17 protein-coding genes are annotated in these 20,437 nt (G+C 46.3%); 7 read left to right on the top strand and 10 right to left on the bottom strand.

The features are described 5' to 3' along the window. Positions 1-7: 7 nt before the first annotated feature. The 3 genes from aceK to Q0Z62_RS01240 form a co-directional block, all read right to left on the bottom strand. Positions 8-1,858 carry a bifunctional isocitrate dehydrogenase kinase/phosphatase gene (gene aceK, locus Q0Z62_RS01230; RefSeq protein WP_298050294.1) on the bottom strand — a complete coding sequence of 617 codons (1,851 nt, stop codon included), beginning with the start codon at positions 1,856-1,858 and terminating at the stop codon, positions 8-10. 26 nt (positions 1,859-1,884) lie between these two features. Beyond that, entirely contained in the window at positions 1,885-3,063 is a 1,179-nt protein-coding gene (locus tag Q0Z62_RS01235) for an isovaleryl-CoA dehydrogenase (RefSeq protein ID WP_269900922.1), read from the bottom strand. Positions 3,064-3,135: 72 nt separating this feature from the next. Beyond that, complete coding sequence (locus Q0Z62_RS01240; protein WP_269900921.1) at positions 3,136-3,522, bottom strand: MerR family DNA-binding transcriptional regulator; 387 nt, start codon at positions 3,520-3,522, stop codon at positions 3,136-3,138. 74 nt (positions 3,523-3,596) lie between these two features. Between Q0Z62_RS01240 and Q0Z62_RS01245 the strand changes: the two genes are divergently transcribed. From Q0Z62_RS01245 to Q0Z62_RS01255, 3 genes are all read left to right on the top strand, one after another. Continuing rightward, positions 3,597-4,679, top strand: a complete 1,083-nt coding sequence (locus tag Q0Z62_RS01245) for an MBL fold metallo-hydrolase (protein ID WP_298050268.1) — start codon at positions 3,597-3,599, stop codon at positions 4,677-4,679. Next, on the top strand, positions 4,679-5,872 hold the full coding sequence (locus tag Q0Z62_RS01250; RefSeq protein ID WP_298050269.1) for a PLP-dependent aspartate aminotransferase family protein: 1,194 nt from the start codon (positions 4,679-4,681) through the stop codon (positions 5,870-5,872). Before Q0Z62_RS01245 ends, Q0Z62_RS01250 begins: the two co-directional genes overlap by 1 nt. An 87-nt stretch (positions 5,873-5,959) precedes the next feature. Further along, positions 5,960-7,996: an LTA synthase family protein gene (locus Q0Z62_RS01255; RefSeq protein WP_298050270.1), complete on the top strand. Its 2,037-nt coding sequence runs from the start codon at positions 5,960-5,962 to the stop codon at positions 7,994-7,996. An 85-nt stretch (positions 7,997-8,081) separates the two neighbouring features. On the opposite strand, the gene Q0Z62_RS01260 is transcribed toward Q0Z62_RS01255, so the two are convergent. The 4 genes from Q0Z62_RS01260 to Q0Z62_RS01275 all read right to left on the bottom strand — a co-directional run bounded on the left by Q0Z62_RS01260 (position 8,082) and on the right by Q0Z62_RS01275 (position 14,846). Further along, a complete protein-coding gene (locus tag Q0Z62_RS01260) occupies positions 8,082-8,717 on the bottom strand; it encodes a thiol:disulfide interchange protein DsbA/DsbL (RefSeq protein WP_269900917.1) in 636 nt (211 codons plus the stop codon). A 36-nt stretch (positions 8,718-8,753) separates the two neighbouring features. Then, entirely contained in the window at positions 8,754-9,470 is a 717-nt protein-coding gene (locus Q0Z62_RS01265) for an SPOR domain-containing protein (protein WP_298050271.1), read from the bottom strand. Positions 9,471-9,487: 17 nt separating this feature from the next. Then, a complete protein-coding gene (gene argS / locus Q0Z62_RS01270) occupies positions 9,488-11,173 on the bottom strand; it encodes an arginine--tRNA ligase (RefSeq protein ID WP_298050272.1) in 1,686 nt (561 codons plus the stop codon). A gap of 91 nt (positions 11,174-11,264) precedes the next feature. Further along, the gene (locus Q0Z62_RS01275; RefSeq protein WP_298050273.1) at positions 11,265-14,846 is read right to left on the bottom strand and encodes an RHS repeat-associated core domain-containing protein; all 3,582 of its coding nucleotides are present in this window, start codon (positions 14,844-14,846) and stop codon (positions 11,265-11,267) included. A 99-nt stretch (positions 14,847-14,945) separates the two neighbouring features. On the opposite strand from Q0Z62_RS01275, the gene Q0Z62_RS01280 reads away from it, so the two are divergent. Both Q0Z62_RS01280 and Q0Z62_RS01285 read left to right on the top strand, forming a co-directional pair. Beyond that, positions 14,946-15,299: a DUF1840 domain-containing protein gene (locus Q0Z62_RS01280; protein ID WP_269900913.1), complete on the top strand. Its 354-nt coding sequence runs from the start codon at positions 14,946-14,948 to the stop codon at positions 15,297-15,299. A gap of 142 nt (positions 15,300-15,441) precedes the next feature. Then, positions 15,442-15,981, top strand: coding sequence for a TetR/AcrR family transcriptional regulator (locus Q0Z62_RS01285; protein WP_298050274.1), 540 nt, complete (start codon positions 15,442-15,444; stop codon positions 15,979-15,981). 43 nt (positions 15,982-16,024) lie between these two features. Here Q0Z62_RS01285 and leuA read toward each other — a convergent pair whose 3' ends face one another. After that, on the bottom strand, positions 16,025-17,716 hold the full coding sequence (gene leuA, locus Q0Z62_RS01290) for a 2-isopropylmalate synthase (RefSeq protein WP_298050275.1): 1,692 nt from the start codon (positions 17,714-17,716) through the stop codon (positions 16,025-16,027). A 282-nt stretch (positions 17,717-17,998) separates the two neighbouring features. Beyond that, positions 17,999-18,586, bottom strand: coding sequence for a hypothetical protein (locus tag Q0Z62_RS01295; RefSeq protein WP_298050276.1), 588 nt, complete (start codon positions 18,584-18,586; stop codon positions 17,999-18,001). A 203-nt stretch (positions 18,587-18,789) separates the two neighbouring features. Between Q0Z62_RS01295 and Q0Z62_RS01300 the strand changes: the two genes are divergently transcribed. Then, entirely contained in the window at positions 18,790-19,047 is a 258-nt protein-coding gene (locus Q0Z62_RS01300; RefSeq protein WP_269900909.1) for a (2Fe-2S)-binding protein, read from the top strand. 81 nt (positions 19,048-19,128) lie between these two features. Next, on the top strand, positions 19,129-19,608 hold the full coding sequence (gene bfr, locus Q0Z62_RS01305; protein ID WP_269900908.1) for a bacterioferritin: 480 nt from the start codon (positions 19,129-19,131) through the stop codon (positions 19,606-19,608). Positions 19,609-19,687: 79 nt separating this feature from the next. Here bfr and Q0Z62_RS01310 read toward each other — a convergent pair whose 3' ends face one another. Beyond that, entirely contained in the window at positions 19,688-20,404 is a 717-nt protein-coding gene (locus tag Q0Z62_RS01310; protein WP_298050277.1) for a hypothetical protein, read from the bottom strand. Between the last annotated feature and the right edge of the window lie 33 nt (positions 20,405-20,437).

A 20,437-nucleotide genomic window follows, 5' to 3' on the forward strand; every position in this document is an offset into this window, starting at 1 on the left:
TTGACTCCTAATGCGGTAAAACCGTAGTGGTGTTGCCTGCCCGACGATTGGGCAAGCGTTTTGATAAATCGTAAGGATAGATGTTTTCTAGGCGGCCTTGTGACACGTGATCGCGACACGCAGCCCACCAGTTAGCATCCAGTAACTCTGCATGATATTTCATAAATGCACGACGAATACGTTGATCACCGAGCAAAAACCAGCGGAATTCCTCTGGGAATACGTCGTTGGGGCCAATCGGATACCATGGCTCGCTTGCCATTTCGGCCTCCTCGTTGGGAGCCTCTGGGATATAACGGAAATTCATTTCAGTCATCGTTTGAATTTCATCATAATCATAAAAAACCAGACGGCCTAAACGGGTGAGACCAAAGTTTTTGTACAACATATCACCAGGGAAAATGTTGTTTGCGGCGAGCTCGCGGATGGCATCCCCATATTGTTTAATGGCCAGTTCGAGTGCTGATTCAGACGCACGGCTTAGGTATATATTAAGCGGTAACATACGCCGTTCGATATAAACATGACGTAATACAATTAAATCACCGGATTCTTCGATTAAATTTGGCACCTCTTTACGAAGCTCATCAAGCAGTTCTGGAGCAAAGCGGCGTTTAGGTAAGGCAACCTGTGAGTATTCCCAGGTGTCCGCCATACGGCCAGCACGATCGTGTTTTTTAACCAGTAAATAGCGACTTTTGACAATGCTGTGATTCATGCCGTCTTTAGCAATGTTGTCTCGGATCATTTTAAAGACATAGGGATAGGAGGGCAGGGTAAACACAGTCATCACCATCCCTTTAATACCGGGGGCTAGCTGAAATTGATCGGTAGAGTGGCCTAAGTGATGCAGGAAATCCCGATAAAATAGGTTTTTACCTTGTTTTTGTAAGCCTATGGCATTGTAGAACTCGGCGGCGGATTTACGAGGCAGCAAGGACTGTAAAAAATGTACATAAGCAGAAGGAACCTCCATGTCCACCATGAAGTAGGCGCGCGTAAAGCTAAATAGCGTACTGAGATCATCTGCATTGTCTAATAGGGCATCAATCTCGATGTGATTGCTTGGAGTATGGACGAGCGCAATCGCAAAAGGATGGATGCTGGTGTGATTGATAAATCGACCGACTATATACGCCCCCTTGTTGCGAAAAAACAAGGTGTTAAGTACCTGTATTTGGCAATCTGGGCCTATACGTAGACCTGGATCTATAGGCAAACGTTCACGTAAGGTACGTACTGCCCGACGTGCTAATAAGCGCACATCCGCTGGTAGGTCTGAAAATGGGCTAGCTAGACCAAAATCACTAATCATCTCGGTTAAGCTAGAAAGTAGACCTTGTTCGAGTGGGTAATAGGCGCGATACGACGGTAAGGCACTGTCTATGTATTCCGTTGCGATGGCGGGGCGCACGAATAAAAAATCATTGTTGAAGTAGGTTCTAGATAAGACTCGACACGACACCGAGTTAAAAAAGGTTTCTGCACACTCGGGTTGTTTGTGACCCGCCAGACTGTGTGCAAACTTGGTTTTGACCTGTTGCCAAAACTGCTGTTGTTCCTCGCTAAGCTCCGTGCTTTCGGTGTAGGGCGTGAGCGTGTTTTTTTTTAGAACTGGCGCAAGTAGTGCGGCGCATTCTCGGACACGCATATCGTAATACTCGATACGTTCACGAGATAGTTGTTGAATCCCATGCCAATTGGCTGACTCGAATAAGACTTTGGCTCGTTGGGCACTGTATCTAAATAGTGAATAGTGACGGTCAAAACCTTGGAGAATCATCAAGGCAACGTGTTCGGCACTAGGTACCGGACGTTGAGCTGGTTGGATGATGGAGTGATCAGAGGCAAAAGGCATGGTGTTCATCATATCAAGTTACTGTATTAAGCCGTTTCGTTAAAAAGCTCACGTCCAATGAGCATACGACGGATTTCGCTGGTTCCAGCCCCTATCTCGTATAGTTTGGCATCGCGCCATAACCGTCCAGTAGGAAATTCGTTAATGTAGCCATTGCCACCTAAGATTTGAATGGCTTCGCCTGCCATCCACGTGGCTTTTTCTGCGCTAAATAAAATGGCGGCTGCACAGTCTTTACGAACAGTTCTAGAGTGGTTATCGCCCAAAGCATCTAGGTGCTTGCCTACGCTATAGCATAAAGCACGGCTGGCTTGATGGGTGGTGTACAGATCAGCGACTTTGGCTTGAATGAGCTGAAATTCACCAATCGCTTGGCCAAATTGCTTGCGTTCATGTACATAGGGCATCACGACATCCATAACGGCTTGCATGATTCCTAAAGGGCCACCCGTTAGGACGGCTCGTTCATAGTCTAGACCGCTCATGAGTACCTTAACGCCACCGTTAAGTTCACCTAAGACGTTTTCTTTGGGTACACGGCAATCAGTAAAGACAAGTTCACCGGTATGGCTACCTCGCATACCGAGTTTGTCGAGCTTTTGGGCTACAGAAAACCCGGGGAAATCTTTTTCGATGATGAAGGCGGTAATACCACGCTGATTGGCCTCGGGGTCTGTTTTGGCATAGACAATCAAGGTGTCGGCATCCGGCCCATTGGTGATCCACATTTTGTGGCCATTGAGCAAATAGTGATCGCCTTTGTCTTCGGCACGTAAGCGCATGCTAACTACATCAGAACCGGCTCCGGTCTCACTCATGGCCAAAGCCCCAATTTGGGTACCGTCAATTAAGCCTGGTAGGTATTTTTCTTTTTGTGCTGTGGTGCCGTTGCGATAGAGTTGATTGACGCAAAGGTTTGAATGAGCGCCATAGGAAAGCCCAATCGATGCACTGGCTCGGGAGATTTCTTCCATGGCGATCATATGGGCTAAATATCCCATATTGGCGCCACCGTATTCTTCGGAAACGGTTAAGCCAAGCACACCTAGTTCACCGAGTTTGGGCCATAGATCCATGGGGAATTGATCAGAATGATCAACGTGTTGGGCTAAAGGGGCGATTTCATTCTCGGCAAAATGGCGCACGGTGTCGCGCAACATGCCAAGTTCTTCGCTGAGATCAAAATGTAGTCCGGGCAGATTCATAAGTCGTCTCCAACCAAAAGTACCGCTTAATTATGTAAATCAGGCAAGCCTGATCGTGACGGATAATAGTTATTAATTACTATTTCTTTGTTCAAGTTGCTGTGTGCAATGCTGCTGTTGTACTTCGATTTCTGCTAAGGTTTGTTGTAGATCTTTAAGTTGGTTCTCAAGTTTTTGTCTATAGTGATCGAGTACGTTTTGGTATTGTTGTAGCTGCAGCTGTGTGCTGCCGGGACCATCGTACATATCAATCAAACTACGTATATCAGACAAAGTAAAGCCCATACGTTTACCGCGCAGGGCCAGTTTGAGACGGGTTCTATCACGTGGGTGATAAATGCGCTGCATACCAACACGCTCAGGGCTGAGAATGCCATGATCCTCGTAGTAACGCAGCGTGCGTGGCGTAATATCAAATTCTTTAGCTAGATCAGAGATAGACCACGTTTTTGGGCTCATAATACATAAATTCAGTTGACGTTAACGTAAACTAACATGTAGAACGCTATCATACAAGCAGGGAGAACACGGAGATGAATATGAAAAAAGAATGGCTCTATCCTTGGGAAAAAGAAATCCCAGCACCCGCGCAGTTAAAACAAGTCGCTCCCGGTGTGCATTGGTTGCGCATGCCTTTACCTTTTGCCTTAGATCATATTAATTTGTGGTTACTTGAGGATGAAATACAGGGACAAAAGGGATGGACAATTGTGGATACGGGTATTGCCCGCGCCCCTGTAAAGGCGCTTTGGGAGCAGGTCTTTGCTCAGCAGTTACAGGGCTTGCCGATTTTGCGAGTCATTGTGACTCATATGCATCCCGATCATGTGGGATTAGCAGGCTGGATATGTGAGCGTTGGGGTGTGCCGTTGTATATGAGCCTAAGTGATTATGTGTTTGCCTGTATGTGGTCAAATCCAGCTAAAGGTAATGATAGTCTTGGGGCTTCAGGGGGTATGGCTGCTGCGGCACATTTTGCACGTCACGGTCTAGTTGATGAGGCGGCTCAGGAGCAAATCCGTCAACGTAGTTCTTATTACTCAGATTTAGTGGAATCACCACCCCGTGATTATCGCCGCTTAATGGATGGGGATCAGCTTGAGATAGCAGGAAAAAAATGGCAATGTATTGTGGGCTATGGGCATGCTCCAGAACATATGGCTTTATTTTGTGCTGATCTACATGTATTAATTTCAGGCGATATGGTGTTACCGACTATATCCACGAATGTGAGTGTGTTCGATTATGAGCCAGAGGCGGATCCGTTACGTTTGTATTTAGCGTCCTTAGCTCGGTATTTAGCGTTACCCCCTGAGACGCTAATTCTGCCTTCACATGGGCGACCTTTCATTGGGTTGCACGAACGAATTGCGCAGCTACAAGAGCATCATAAAGAACGTCTGGCAGAAACCGTAGAAGCATGTCAACGTGAGGGGGGCTGCAATGCGGCTCAGTTAATCCCGATTTTGTTTAAGCGCCAGTTAGATATGCATCAGTTAACTTTTGCGATGGGCGAAGCCATTGCGCATTTGCATGCGCTGTATTTTCAAAATCAGGTAGAGCGTCGTTTGACGACCGAGGGTATTTATCAATTTTATGCAGTGAAGGATAACTAATGAGCGCAAAACAGCATTTACATACGTTCTTACAACATGCGGGACAGGCAGATTTTGATGAGCGCACAGGGGCAGCCCCCGTTGCCTTGCCTTCGATGCGAACCAGTACCGTTCGTTTTAAAACCTTAGATCATTTAGATCAAGCAGCGACAGATCGCAGTGCGGGTGGGCGCAGTGTTGTGTATGGGCGGGCAGGGATGGATACACATCGAGCCTTAGAGGATGTGTTTTGTGCGCTAGAGGCTGGTGAGCGTGCTTTTCTCGTGCCTTCAGGTATGGCAGCGATTACCTTGGCGGTGATGAGCGTGGTCAGCCAGGGCGATCATGTGTTGGCGGCAGACTGTGCGTATGGCCCGGTACGCACTCTAGATCAGAATGTTTTACAACGGATGGGGATTCAAACCACTTATTGTGAACCTACCGTTGAGGCATTTAGCGCAGCATTAACACCGGCTACTAAGGTGTTGTATGTAGAGTCCCCGGGGTCTTTACTGATGCAGATGCTAGATATGCCTGCACTAGCAGCCTTTGCTAAGGCGCATGATTTAATTTTGATTGCAGATAATACGTGGGGCTCAGGGTTAAGCTATCAGCCCTTGTCATTAGGGGCAGATGTATCTGTAGTGGCAGGGACTAAATACGTAGGCGGTCATTCAGATTTAATGTTGGGAGCGGTCATAGCAAAGGATAAGGTCATTGCTGACAAAATAGATGCGTGTAATTATGCATTGGGATTTTCCGTAAGTGCCGATGATGCGTGGCTAGCGTTGCGTGGTGTACGTACTATGCCATTGCGTATGCGTGAAACCGCCGCTAATGCGCTAAAGGTATGTGAAGCATTATCTCAATGGCCAGAGGTCAAAACAATTTATCATCCTGCTTGGAAAGAGGACGCATATCATGAGTTATGGCAACGGGATGCGACGGGGTCTAATGGCATGCTGTCGTTTAGCTTAACCATTGACTCTGCCCGAGCTAGGCGTTTTGTGAATGCGTTAACTCTATTTGGTATCGGCTTTTCTTGGGGCGGATTTGAAAGCTTAGTGCAGTTAGTGGATAAAAATAGCGTTGCGTCCCACTCTTATTGGGGGCATGATGACGCTGTGTTACTTCGTTTACATATTGGTTTAGAAAATGTAGATGACTTAATTGCTGATTTAACGCGTGCATTTAGCTTATCTTTACAAAAATAATAGAATAGGCTTTACGTTATAGATACCGCAGGGCGTAAACTCTGCGGTATTTTTATTGCTCAAAATAACAACAGTATCATTGACAGAATGAATTCAAAAAATAAGCAATGGGTGCAATGGCACCGAACATTTTGGGCCATTTTGGTCTTAAGTGTAATGGGGTTGAGCCTTGCAAGGTGGGTTCTGTTTTATGGGCATACACCAGGGCTGGAAGAGGCATTTAGTACAGATGTAAAAAAGGTATTTTGGCTAGGATTGCGCTTTGACGTTAAAAATGCCGCGATTTTTATTGGGCCCTGGTTGCTTATTAGTTTGTTTTTTTACTCTGCCTCTAGTGCCGTTTGGCGTGTGTTTACTCGTGGATTTAGTGCTTACGCTTTTGTGTTTTTAAGTGTGGTGAATCTACTTAGTGTGGTGAACTATTACTATTTTACGTTCTATCAAAGTCCAATTAATGCACTGATCTTTGGCCTAAAAGAAGACGATACCCAAGCTGTATTACAAACGCTGTGGTCTGATTTCCCTGTGATTAGGTTGTTATTACTGGTGTTGGGATTTAGTGCGATACAACTGGGTTTGGCGCGTGCGTGGGGGCGTAGGGGGGCGGCTTTTTATTCGACCTCTGGCTGGGTGGCAATGGTGGTAGTCAGCATTTTTGTCGTGGTGTTGCTAGGTCGCGGTAGCGTATCAAAGTTCCCACTACGTGCAATGCACATGACCGTATCTAGCCATGCTTTCTTAAATCAACTTGTCCCCAGTGGTCTACATGCCTTGTTATTGGTGAGAAAAGAGCGTAAACGGAGTCAGTTAGGCGATGATGAAAACGTGCTAATCAAGGCGTTTGGTTTTGAAAACTGGCAACAGGCGGCATCGCAGTGTTTGAATGCTCCGATCAAGGATTACGCAGGCTTACAGCAGGTATTGCCTGTGCACTCCTATGCCAAGGAATCCCCGCCTCATGTGGTGCTGACTATCATGGAGGGATGGGGGCGTCATTTAGTGGAGTTTGATGATCCGGTAGCCAATGATCTGTTAGGGGCATTGCGACCATGGGTGCAACAAAAAGCAGATTATTTTGGACAAGCGCTTTCTATTCAGCACGGGACTCATCCTTCATTGGAGGGGCTATTGTTAGATACGCCGATTACCCCATTAACGCAAAGTATATATGGCTACGTAAACTATGATACGGCGCGCATGTTGCCTTATAAAAAAGCAGGCTATAGAACGGTGTTTTTGACCGCTGGGCCGGGCAGTTGGCGCCAACTCAATACGGTTTTGTTAAAGCAAGGCTTTGATGAGGTTCATGATGAAACGGCTATTCGACGAGCTTACCCCGAAGCAAGCACGCATACATGGGGTGTAGATGATGAATGGATGTTTAAGTATGGATTTCAGCTCTTGCAAGAGGCAGATGCCCGCGGAGAAAAAGTCGCCTTAGTGATGTTATCCGTTACGAATCATCCTCCGCATCGTATCCCGTCTCATTACCAGCCTTTTTCGTTGGACCAGAATAAACTACAAGCACAAGCGGCTACAAGTGCGGTAGATACGCTGGCCATATTGCAGACATATCAATATGCGAATCATGCATTAGGTGAGTTTTTAAATGACTTAGAGCGTAGCCAGTTATTATCTAGAACCCTATTTGCAGCGACGGGCGACCACAATACACGGATGATTTTTTCGTATCCTGATAATAAAAATTTACATAATAAATACGGTGTGCCTTTGTTGTTTTATATCCCTGAGGCATATCGAGTCCCTAGTGATGTAGTACCAGCACGGTCTTGGGCGGGGCATAGTGATATTTTTCCCACCTTATGGGCGCATTCCTTATCTGAGGTCGAAGTTCCACTAAGCCAAGGTCATAATTTATATCAATCAGAGCCACTAAGTGTGTTGGGTACGATGAGTGAGCAGGGCGGGGACGGGGTCATTCTGAGTCGTTTTGGGGCAATAGCTAATTTGAGTAGACCTGTTTTTTATGAATGGGCGGATGGGGGGGAACTAGAGCATACAGAAAACCCTTCTATCGAGTTACAGCAAGTATTAGTGCGGCAACGCTCTTGTTTTGCCTTGAGTGATTGGCGTATACGAAGTCAGGCTTTGGCCGTGAAATAAATAAAATCAGCCCCAATAATTGGTGCTGATTTTATGTGTGTTGCCTAGGTTCGTTCACCGCGATTACATGGGTCAAAACGGAGAGTTATTTAGCGACTTGTTTTAATAAGGCATCGGCCACGTTAATGGTTTCATCGTAGCTATTGGTAAAAGCCGGTGAGGTCACGTATTGACCCCCTACCGCTAAGCTAGGTGTGCCTTGGATTTGATATAAGCGGATTAGATCGTTTGCACGGTTTGCTTTAGTTTGAGTGCTGAAGGAATCAAAGGCTTTGTCGAAGTCATCTCCGGTTATGCCATTATTTTCAGCCCATTTACGAATGGCCTTTTTATCAAATAAAGCGCGCTTTTCTTGGTGAATGGCTGCAAAAAGCTTTGGGTGTAGATCTAAACGATCTAAAAACTCAAAAACGAAGTAGGCGCGTTGTAGATCACCCATCCCAGCGTTAAATGCAACGGGAACGCGCTTTAAGACCACACCTTCATCAAAGTTAGCTGCCCATTTTTCGACCAAAGGTTCCATTAAGGCGCAGTGAGGACAACTGTAGGCAAAAAACTCGAGGACTTCGGTCTTTCCTACGCTATCAGCGGGAATGGTTTGCCCTAAGGTAACGTAAGAATTAGGCGCTACCTCTTGGGCTTGTGCCATTGGGCTTAGAAAAACACTGGCAGCTAATGTCGCCGTTGCCGCTAAACGGCCAAATACATGTAAATATGACATAAAGGGTTCCTTTGTCTCTAGTAGATAGTGGTATGACTAGGGACGTACCACAGAAGTTTCAATTTTCTCTTTGCCTAGTGCTGACCGAGCCCGATTCATTTCGTCTATGCCTTTAAATGGGCCAACGCGGACGCGGTTAATGGTGCCCCCATTGTAAGGACCAGATTGTACGTTAGCCTCTAAGCCCAACATTAAAATACGGGCTCGCACAGCCTCTGCGTCGGTAGCTGACCTAAACGCACCTGCCTGTAGGTAGTAGGTGGAAACAGCGGCTGCAGCCACTTGATTGGGGGCTGGGCTGGGTGTGTTGGCTCTGGGGGCAGCAGGGGGTGGTGCAACTAAAGAGGAGGAGGCTTGATTCGTATTTGGGTTGGGCAGTTGGGCAATTAAATTGCCGAGGGTATCAGCGCCCTGATTGATTGCAGGCGGCAGAGTAGGAGGTGTGATAGTCACCGGAGGTGGCGTAATCACATTGCCTAACTCTTGGGCCCATTGAGCCTCTTTGCCTGAAAATACAGGGGCTTCGCCTACAGATCCACCATATAAACCGATATTGGGGTCTGGGGCATGACGTACATCTGGCAGCAAAATATTTTCAATTTCGCGCGAGGCTTTGTCCATAAACGGCATAGGCGCTTTATTGATATAAAACGCCACGGCCACCGCAGCGGCAAGTCCGATAACTAGACCAATGATAAGGCCGGAGAACATACCGGCACTGGGTTTAGCTGAAGTTTTTCGACGGGTGGCCATAAAAGTATACAAATAATTTACATTTTTTCTGGAGCGCTTACGCCCAGTTTATTTAAGCCGTTGGCAATTACCTGTGCTGTGGCTGCTGCTAGGGCCGCACGTGCTGCTTTTAGGGCCTCATCATCAACTAAAACCCGTTCGCTGTTGTACCACGTGTGGAAATCAGCAGCACAGTCGCGTAGCCAGAAAGCGACCTGATGGGGAGCTAAGTCTTTGGCGGCTTGGCTTAGCATAGCGGGGTATTCCGCCAAACGTTGTAACATTTTGAGTTCGCTGGGTGCCGTTAATAAGCCAAAGTCAGCAGAGGTAAATGAGGTCGCGTCTACACCCGCCTGACGTAATACCGAGTGAGCACGGGCATGAGCATACTGGATATAGTAGACCGGGTTTTCTTCGCTTTTTGATAAGGCTAAATCAATATCAAACACAAACTCAGAGTCAGCACGACGCTGTACCAAGAAAAAGCGTACTGCATCTAAACTCACCCATTCGACTAGGTCACGTAGTGTTACATAGCTGCCCGCACGTTTAGAGATTTTGACCTCTTCGCCACCGCGTACGACCTTAACCATACTGTGTAATACATAGGCGGGAAAGTCAGCGGGAATCCCAATGTTCAAGCCTTGCAGACCTGCCCGTACACGGGCAATGGTGCCGTGGTGGTCGGTGCCTTGGATATTGATGGCATGTTTAAAGCCACGCTCCCATTTGGAAACATGGTAAGCCACGTCGGGTACAAAATAGGTGTAGCCGCCTTCGCGCTTACGCATGACACGGTCTTTGTCATCGCCAGTATTGAGCTCGGTAGTACGTAGCCAGAGAGCACCTTTGGATTCGTAGGTGTGGCCTTGATCGGTTAAGGCGGTTACGACTTGATCTACACGCCCATCAGAGTAGAGTGAGCTTTCTAAGTAGTAATTATCAAAAACGAGGTTGAATGCTTTGAGGTCTAAGTCTTGTTCATTACGTAGATAAGTGACAGCAAAACGACGAATATCCTCTAGGTTTTCAATGTTACCGGTAGCCGTAACAGGTTCACCATCAGCGGCAGAAACAGTGTTTTGCGCGATAAAGGATTTGGCGATTTCCATGATGTAGTCGCCTTTATAGCCGTCTGCAGGAAAATCGGCACTATCAGGCTCTATACCTTTGGCTCTAGCTTGCACACTGATAGCTAGGTTATCAATTTGATTACCTGCATCGTTATAGTAGAACTCGCGACTAACATTAAAGCCTTGGCTATCAAATAAGCGACAAAGCGCATCACCTAGCGCGGCTTGGCGCGCATGGCCCACGTGTAGAGGACCTGTAGGGTTAGCTGATACGAACTCTACCATCAGTTTTTCGCCGGTTAGGTCTTGATCGCCAAAGCGTTGGCCTTGGCTAAACACCTGTTTTAGTACAGCCTGATGGGCCGCATTAGTTAGGCGGAAATTGATAAAGCCAGGACCTGCAATCTCAGCAGATGCAATCAACGTTTTGGCTTCTTGATCTGCCAAAATAAAATCCACAATACCTTGGGCTAGTTCGCGTGGGTTGCGTTTAGCAGGGCGAGCCAACTGCATGGCTACGTTCGTTGCAACGTCACCATGAGCGGCGATATTAGGACGCTCTAGGGCTATCGTTGGGGTAGCGTCCGGTACGAGGGATTGGACGGCGGCCTGAATTAAGGCGCTGAGCTGTTGTTGTTGCTGAGCAAGCATATGATTTTATCGAGAAAGTGTGCAGAAAAAAGGCGAGCCTAACGTATATACATCCAGCTCGAGCCTAGACGATTAGGCTTACATAATAACGTTAATCGGGCCGCCAGTGTAGGGTTTGGTCTAGCCAGCGATAGTAAGCCTCTAAATCAACTTTGCCTGATCGGTTATGTTTTTGCTCGTCGGGTGTTAGTGCATAGTCAATTGCAGGTCGTACCTGTGTACGGGCTTTTTGCCCATAAATCGGGTGTAAGGTTTGTTTGTTACGTAGGTCACGATCACTGGTAAAGGGAAAGGGATAGTTCTCAACGAGCCTATCGCCCATGATGCCTAAGCTTTCATCATGCATATAGGCGTAGTTCCCTTGTTTTAGGTCTATATGATTAAATTGCATGCCTTGCGCCCGAGCATTCCATAATATCCATTCGAGTGCGACATCACTAAGCGGCTTAGTATTGGGTTCATTTTCAATGGGGTACCCCCCGCCTAAGTCACCATGTGCGCCAATAAAACCTGTTTCTAAGCTGTTATTAGCTGATCCAATAGAGTACAGAGGAAAAAGGTAGCGAGATTCGTGCATAGCTACGCCATGGACGACCCACTGCCACGCGGGAGATACACTAAAATCATATAAATGATTTTTAGCACCTAGTATCCCCATTTGAGCCACGTTATCTAATAAGCCCATAAAACGAGGTTGTATACAGGCTTTAACCTGATCCCCGTACCGATCGGTATAGCTAAATAGACCTTTGTTCGTATGGGCGATAATTTGATTAGCAAAATGTAAGGCAATGGCGGCGCCTCGGGAAAAGGCAATGATATCGATAGGAATAATGGCAGTAGGGGTGTTCGCCTGCGCATAGTGCAAATAATAAATAAGATTAGTCCATTGCTGCTGCACGATTTGATCGGTGGTATAGGAAATCGCAGCATCTAAATCAATACTGTCAGGGTTGCCAGGACCTGCTACGTAGAAACTGTCGTCCTTGGCAGCTTTATGCAATAGATATACAACCCCACCGCTGCTTTCATCATAACGTGTGCCATCAAAGGCAAAGAGAATGAGTCCCCACGGGTCTGTGTGATTTAAAGGCTGTTGTTCTGCATAACCGAACAGTTGTGTGGTTGGGTTTGGCCCCAGTGGGTCGGGTTCTAAATACTGCCCTTGTTCTGGTAGGTAGATTCGTAATAGATTGTCATGCCAGCCGGTAGCTATGTCATAGTATTGCCCCTCACGACGAAGGTGAAACTCCATGTCTTCTTTTAGCAGGGTTGCCATGCCAAACGCATCATACTGAGCAGCCCAGCGCAGTTGTTGTTGTGCGTCTGAAATCATATGCACAGCGCCTAAGTGATCGCTGTGCATAACTAATAGCTCTCCCTGTGGTGTAGATTGATAATCAATTAGGCCCACGGGTTGATTGTGTAGGTAAATATAACGCTTGCTAATAGGGTGAGCCGCATGAATAGGGAGTTTAGCGGATAACGGGGTGGTGTATTCTGCAACAATTTTTTTATTATGATAGAGAAAAAACTGTTGCGTAGCCTGTGGATAATGTTGTGCATAAACCCTAAAACCATAGGCATTATGGCTGTTTTTTTGTACAGTTTTTTTGTCGTTATACACTACATCTAGTCTTCGCATTGCGTTATAACGCAGCATATAGTTATGTGGTTTTTTTGATAGCTGTTGAACTAAGCCGGACAGATCACGTGTTAATTGAGGTAGGGCTTGTTGGTTGTGCGCTGCCAGTTCGCCAGTTTGATGCCAGGCGTAAAAACGGGGTGTTTTGCCTGTGGATTGCTCCATAATAAGTTGTTTTTGAGCATTGTAAACATAGCGTTCTGACTGCGTTTTTGTATCCAGTAACGGGTGGCGATTTAGGCGGGTGGTGATTAAGCCTGCCTGTCTGTGCAGGTGTTGTTGCCACCAAATAGTGTGATTGGACTGTAGTTGCTGCTGTATTTTTTTGGGGCTGAACACATAGTGTTGGGTGAGGCCATTACCATAATGATAGGCATGGGGCTGTTGTTCGACGACGAGCTGACGAATGCCAGCTTTATTTTCCCATTCTATCGTTTTGAGTTGTTGATCTTGCCAGACATAAAGTAGGGCTCCGCCCTCTGGTAAGTCATGACGCACCACACGGTGTTGTTCGTCATAGCTAAATTGCTCTGCATAGTGCCAGTGGATTTCACCAGTAGGGGTCTGTAGATGGCGTTGCACTTTACGTTCAAGTAGTTTACCCACAGCGTTAAAGGCCAATTGCTCGTCTTCAGTCGGATGGGAAACATGGAGGTGTAAAGGGCTAGGGCGGTGTAGTCGCGTTGTTATGAGCTCTGTTTGATTACTGTATTCAATGCTGACGACCTGTTGTTGTGGGTTATACGAAACACGCTGTTGGTCGCCATTTGGATGTGTTATCTGACTGGCTCGACCCGCTGGGTCATAAAACAGCGTGGTGGGGTGTTGGGCAGCATTTTTCCACTGGGTCAGCTGTCCATGTGAGTTGTAACTAAGCTCTAAGTCAGGCCACCCTGGGAATTGTCCTGAAATTTTTTTGATTTGTTGTTGTGCGTCATGTTGTAGGCTGAAATGTGCAAAAGAAATGCGATCGGCTTGACGCGTAAAGGTAGGTGGACAGGCCCAACATGAAGCCCCATGAACAGACTGTATAGAGCGTTCAGCATCTGCACTAAAGGTAATGTAGGTGAATCCGTTCGTGCTCTGAAGTCGAGTTTGTAAAGGGTGTTCAGCCGAAGGGTACTGTAGACGAACCCATTGTTCTGAATCAGCCATGATAAAAATAGCACGGCCTTGGCTGTCATAGACCCAACTGCGAACCCGATGTTGGAGAGCAGAGGCATGCTGTTGTATGCTTTTTCCGGTGATGGCCCAGTGATTGCCCGACTGATAGCTGGGCTCATAATGATAGTAGAGACGACGCTGATCGGGGTATTCAATGTGTTGTAACTGAGGCAAATCAGAGCCTGTGGTGACGTTGTAGTGATACTGAATGACTCCATTAGGTGTTTGGATATGACTCAGTAAGATCGGCTGCACGTCCTCCGATGAGTAATGCAGATGTAGGCTGTGGTTGTTTTGACTAATTTGTTTGGGGCGGTGTAGTAAAGGGCCTTGCGTATAGCGTTCAATCCGCAGAATCGGTTGATGTAGGCGATGGATTTGAATGAGCCAGCCAGCCCGATTAAAGTGCCATTTATCTCCATTTGAAAAGTGCCAGATCCAGCGATCGATGAGTGTCTCTAGATGCCCGTGACGAGGCTGTAACTCTCGTAGATTGCCATTGGCTTGATGAAGTTGGATTAGCGAACCCCTGATAATAAGCTGGGCATCATAAGATAGACGCCACGACCCGCCCGTTATGCCGTAGTGAGGACTCATTGAGTTGTAATGACGTACTACCTCTAGTTCGGGGGCGGCGGGGTGTGGATACCAATCCACATCGCGCAAGTATTTGTTACCACTAAATAGATCAATAGGGTTGAGCGCACTACGAGGCAGTAGCGTTTCGGTAGAGCCAGATTGATCAATGTCCTGACTATTACAGGCATTTTGTATAGGCTGAGGTGTGCAGCTAAGGGTTTGCGCTATCGCCTGTGAGCAGATTGCACACAGGCCCCAAAACAGCAGAGTAAAAATCAGACGCATAAGGAATCCTTATTTAAGAGGCGTTGTGTGTTATCTTGACGCTAAAGACATCGATTTTTATCTGTGTTGTGAGCAAACTATCCTAGAGGGAAAACCATCATGTTAATTAAATTTACATCTAATGCTTCAGGCTCTATTTTGATGCTTGGTGAACATGCTTTGCCCGTGTTGATTGCTGCAGGTAAGGTTTTTGCTGATGGAGAGCTACCAGAGCGTGGTGTGTTCACTGCGCAACAATTGCCAGCTGCTATAGCAGGTCTAAAAGAGGCAATGGAAGAGGCCCCCGAGCTAAGTGATGATCTGGATGAAGATGATGACAGTGAGGTGAAGCGTCACCCCATGAGTCAGGCAGTTGGTTTTAAACAGCGTGCCTATCCGCTTTATGAAATGTGTATAGAGTCGTTGAAGCAAGATGAGCAGGTGATGTGGGAGCCAGCGGATAGCGCTTGGTAGAAATAAGCGGATTAAGTAATTAAAAAAGCGACATTTTAAAAATAAATGTCGCTTTTTTATCGCCTTATTTGGATTAGAATAGATTTTTTTGAAATGAAATTGATTCATTTGGTGTTGGAATGAATAATTAGGATCATAAAGAATGAAATCCAAAAAACAGCAGCGTTTTGACCGACTGGTATTAGCACTTATCAATAATCCCAGTGCAAGTTTATTAGAGCTAGCTGAAGCGGCAGACATCAGCAAGACAACGCTTTATCGTTTAGGGGGCTCCAGAGAAAACTTAGTACATAAAGCCATTACGTATGCGGTAGAGACAGCAAATAATATCCTAGATAGTTTTGTGCCTGATGTGAACGATGCTCAGGGTAGCTTGCTTTATTTGGTTCAAAAAGGGCTAGAGCAGGCGGAATCCATGCAGTTGATTATTTCTTGTAAGCACCTACGTACCGAGGCGGTTCAATGTTTGGCAAGCCGTTGGAATGAGAAAATTGATCATTTTTTCTTAGAAGGCCAAAAGCAGGGCGTTTTTTGTATGGAGGTCAGTGCTGCAACACTAACGGAAATGTTGGGGGCGTTGATTACCGGGTTAATCGAAGCTGAACAACGAGGTCGAGTAGCCAAACAAGACATTTTGACTGCTATAGAAAAAAGTTTTTTGTATGGTGTGTTGGTGAAATAAAAAAGACCGCTTAATTAAGCGGTCTTTTCATTAGTAGCTAGCTTTAGATGTTGATTTTGCCATCATGTTGTAGGGCGTGACGGTTAATGGCACTCAAGATCGCTTTGAATGAGGAGGTCAAAATGTCTTGGTGTATACCCACGCCAAAACCGCTTGGGTTTTCGCCTATGCGCATCTCAACATAGGTCGCTGCACGGGTGTTCGTACCAATGCCAATAGCATGCTCGCTGTAGTCCATTACACGGATTGGAATATCGAGTGCATTAATGAATGCAGCCAAAGCCCCTTCACCTGTACCGTGTAGTTTAATAGGCTCACCATTTTCTAGCATATCGATTTCAATATCGAATTGCTGAGAGTTATCGCTGGTTTTAGGCTGGCTGGTAATTTTATGCGTGATGAGTTTCCATGGGCCTTCAGTGCGTAGGTACTCTGTTTCAAAAATACCAAATACTTGCTCTGGATTAACCTCTTTACTAGAGGTGTCAGTAACGCGTTGAATAGCGCGGCTGAACTCGATTTGTAAGCGACGTGGTAGGACTAAACCATGCTCTTGCTCTAAGAGATAAGAGACCCCACCTTTACCGGATTGACTATTGACTCGGATGACTGCGTCATAGTTACGGCCTAAGTCAGCCGGATCAATAGGTAAGTAAGGCACAGCCCAGATATCATCTGATTTTTGAACAGCAAAGCCTTTTTTAATGGCATCTTGATGTGAGCCAGAGAACGCAGTAAACACCAAGTCGCCAGCATATGGGTGACGGGGATGCACTGGAAGCTGGTTACACTCCTCTACGGTACGACGCACTTCGTCAATATCAGAGAAATCCAAACCTGGGTGTATTCCCTGAGTGTAAAGGTTCAATGCCAAGGTGACTAAGCAGACGTTACCTGTGCGCTCGCCATTCCCAAATAAACAGCCTTCAACGCGATCCGCCCCGGCCATTAAGCCTAGTTCAGCCGCTGCAACACCTGTGCCACGGTCATTGTGTGGGTGCAAGCTGATAACGACACTTTCGCGATTATCGAGGTTGCGGTGCATCCATTCGATTTGGTCTGCGTACAAATTAGGTGTGGTGGCCTCGATGGTAGCAGGCAAGTTTAAAACCAAAGGATCTTGTGGGGTGGGCTGCCATTCAGCGATGACAGCATTGCTGACTTCTAGGGCAAATTCAGGCTCAGTGGTGCTAAAAACCTCGGGGGAGTATTCGTAACGCCATTTGGTTTGAGGGTACTTTTTGATGGCCTCTTTAACCATACGTGTCCCGTTAATCGCGATTTCACGGACCTGATCTTTTTCCATATTAAAAACAATACGACGGAAAGACGGTGCGCACGCGTTATAAAGGTGAATCATGGAGGTTTTAGCCCCAGCCATGGCTTCTGCGGTGCGTTCGATCAAGTCTTGGCGAGATTGGGTTAAGCCAATAATCGTGACGTCATCAGGAATACGTTTTTCATCGATGAGTTTACGAACGAAATCAAAGTCGGTTTGGGAGGCAGAAGGAAAGCCAACTTCGATTTCTTTAAAGCCAATTTTGATTAACTGATCAAAGAAACGTAATTTGCTAGCCACATTCATGGGCTCGATCAAGGACTGGTTGCCATCACGCAAATCGGTGCTCATCCAGATAGGTGGGTGAGTGATGCGTTTAGAGGGCCAAGTGCGATCGGAGAAGTCCTGAGTAAAAGGACTAAAGGGGACGTATTTTGAAGCGGGATTGGAAAGCATTAGATACACCTGTGGGACAGAAAAGATAAAACTTTTCGCCGCCACCTGTACCACTAAAAATACTTGAATATGCCGGTGACGGCGCTCAAATATGTGGCTGTGTATATGGCTGCCGGACTGCCACTAGACTCTAGGCCCGGCAACCGGGCGCTAGTAGGAGGGGCAGTAGGGAGATAGAGTTTGAGTACGCACGAGCAGGGGCGCAAGGGCTAAAGCCATTGGCGTAAATGCTTCGTAAAGAGAGTGTGCGTAAATAATCCATACCTGTAATAAACCATAAAACTACAGATGATGCAAGGGTTCGCGGTCTTTTGGTGTGGACTGCAAATGGTTTTGTAACTGTGACTCTTGTGCTTTTGCTAAACAAATCAACGAGTAACGGTTTGCTCTGAGTTGGGTAGTAGCTTGTTGCAAAACACCGACGGTAATAGGGTGTCTGCGGTTTTTCCAAGCCCATGCAATGACTTGGGATGTAGAGGGGGAAATGGTATTTAGCAGACTTCCTAGGTCGGTTTGACTGACTATTTTTTGACTGGCTTTTTTTCTGGTGTTTTGTACAAATTGGAAGAGTAAGTAACTGACGAGTAAGGTACAGATAACCACTACAGTCCACCAAAAAAATGGGTTGTATCGTTTGATTAACGCGGCATCAATGCCCAAGGCTTCTAAGCCTGAATAATCCAAAGTGCGACCAAAATGCAAAATACGATTGATGACCGTAATCCATACCAGAGCACCAATAATAACCACTACCGTTGCTACGCTTTTATAAATAGCAGTCAGTCGTAAAATGGTTTTATGCACCGCATAGATGTCTTTTATGGTGGGGTTTGCCAGTGGAGTTTCGGTATGGTGTATGTCGGAACGCATGGTGTCTAACCTGTACAACAAGAGGTGAATGTATATCGCTGCATTGTAGGCTAAATGCGGTGTGAAAGCCGTTGTTTTGGTGTTAAGAGATGAAAAGACAGCAGTGAATCCTAGGTAAAACCCCAGAGATGCTGATGGCCCCTTGTCTAATTCCCTTTTCAATGATATGGTTAGCTTTCGAATGTTAAATGATAATGATTCTCATGTATATTTGTATCTGTAACGCAATTACTGATCGTCAAATTAAAGAGGCCGTGGCGAATGGTGCTACGACTCTAGGCGACCTACAGTTTGAGCTAGGTGTAGCGACAGGCTGTGGACGATGCATGGAAAGTGCAATGGAATTATTGCCTACACCGGCTTTTGAGTGTAGTTTGCATGCTACCGAGATTTCTCGATCTAGACGCCAAGCTGCTAATGATATGCAGCTAGAAACGCCTGCTGTAGCTGCTGCATATTAGTTTTACTGCCTGAGCAGTCCTTGATCTATACTTATAAGGGCTGCACTATAATGGGCAGATTAAGACTTACCGGAGGCCGCGATGAAAGGCGATAAACAAGTTATTTCTTTTTTAAACCAGCAGCTCAAAAACGAGCTAACTGCAATTAACCAGTATTTTTTGCATGCTCGCATGTTAAATCACTGGGGATTCGACAAGCTTGGTAAGGTTGAATACGAAGAATCCATTGGCGAAATGAAACACGCTGATTTATTGATTGATCGTATCTTGATGCTAGATGGCTTGCCTAATCTACAAGACTTACACAAAATCAACATTGGCGAAGATGTGCCTGAAATCTTATCCTGTGATTTGGCCTTAGAAACCGCTGCTCATAAAACGGTAGTTGATGGTGTGAAGCATTGCGAAGCCGTGGGTGATTTTGTATCTCGTGACCTATTGATGGTTATTTTAAAAGATACCGAAGAACATATTGACTGGTTGGAAACACAACAGGAATTAGTAGAAAAAATGGGACTACCTAATTACCTGCAAAGCCAGAGCAGCACGCCTGCAGAATAACGTTATTTATTTGTACAAAAAAACCGTCTACCACTACAGTAGACGGTTTTTTTATGCGTTATTTTTGGATTAAAGCACTTTAGAAGCTTTTAGCTGGGCAGTTGGGAACCCGACCCCAGGCATTATTGGGGCCACAGTATTTGTTGCGGGCATCCCATTTACAGCTGGGTGATTTAGTGAAGCCCAATGCCTCACAGGCTTTAAATTCACGCTGAAAATCAATTTGCCAGTTTGGATTAGATGCTATGGGTGGGTTAGAGACCTGCACCTCTTGGGAGGGGGGAGGTGGTGGAGTACCGATATCTATAGGCTGTATGACATTTTCGTTGGGTGTACTGGTGATTAATTGATTCTGCTGCAGGTTTCCGACCTGAGCTAAACCTTGGAGCCCGCTTGGGCTGACATGGTTACGGGCAACGCTACCACCCCCGAAACCCCCTGCGGCTGTGGCAAGGGCAATGGGAGGACGCTCTGTGAGTAAGTCGGTTGCGGTGTCAATTTCCCATTGTTCCGGTTCGGGAGTCTCGGGTACAGCTAAGCGACCATCTACCAATGGTTGGGGGGGAGCAGGCACATAAGGTTTGCCGTCCGCATCTAAGGTAGGGACAGAGTATAGATCCTGATAGGCATCAAATACATCTGATTTCAGGGGGCCGTTTTCGATAAGCCAGTTACCCAGCTGTAGACCGCCCCACACAGAGGCAGCAATACCAAGTAGCAAAGTGGCAAGAAGAATACGCCAAGACATAAGTGGGTTTTGAGCAGAATTAAAAATGGGTAAGTCTAAACTGTACACCTATTGTACCTAATAGGTGGGGGAAGCATGTGA

The sequence above is a fragment of the uncultured Paenalcaligenes sp. genome, from assembly GCF_947630565.1.
Classification (GTDB): Bacteria; Pseudomonadota; Gammaproteobacteria; order Burkholderiales; family Burkholderiaceae_B; genus Paenalcaligenes; species Paenalcaligenes faecalis.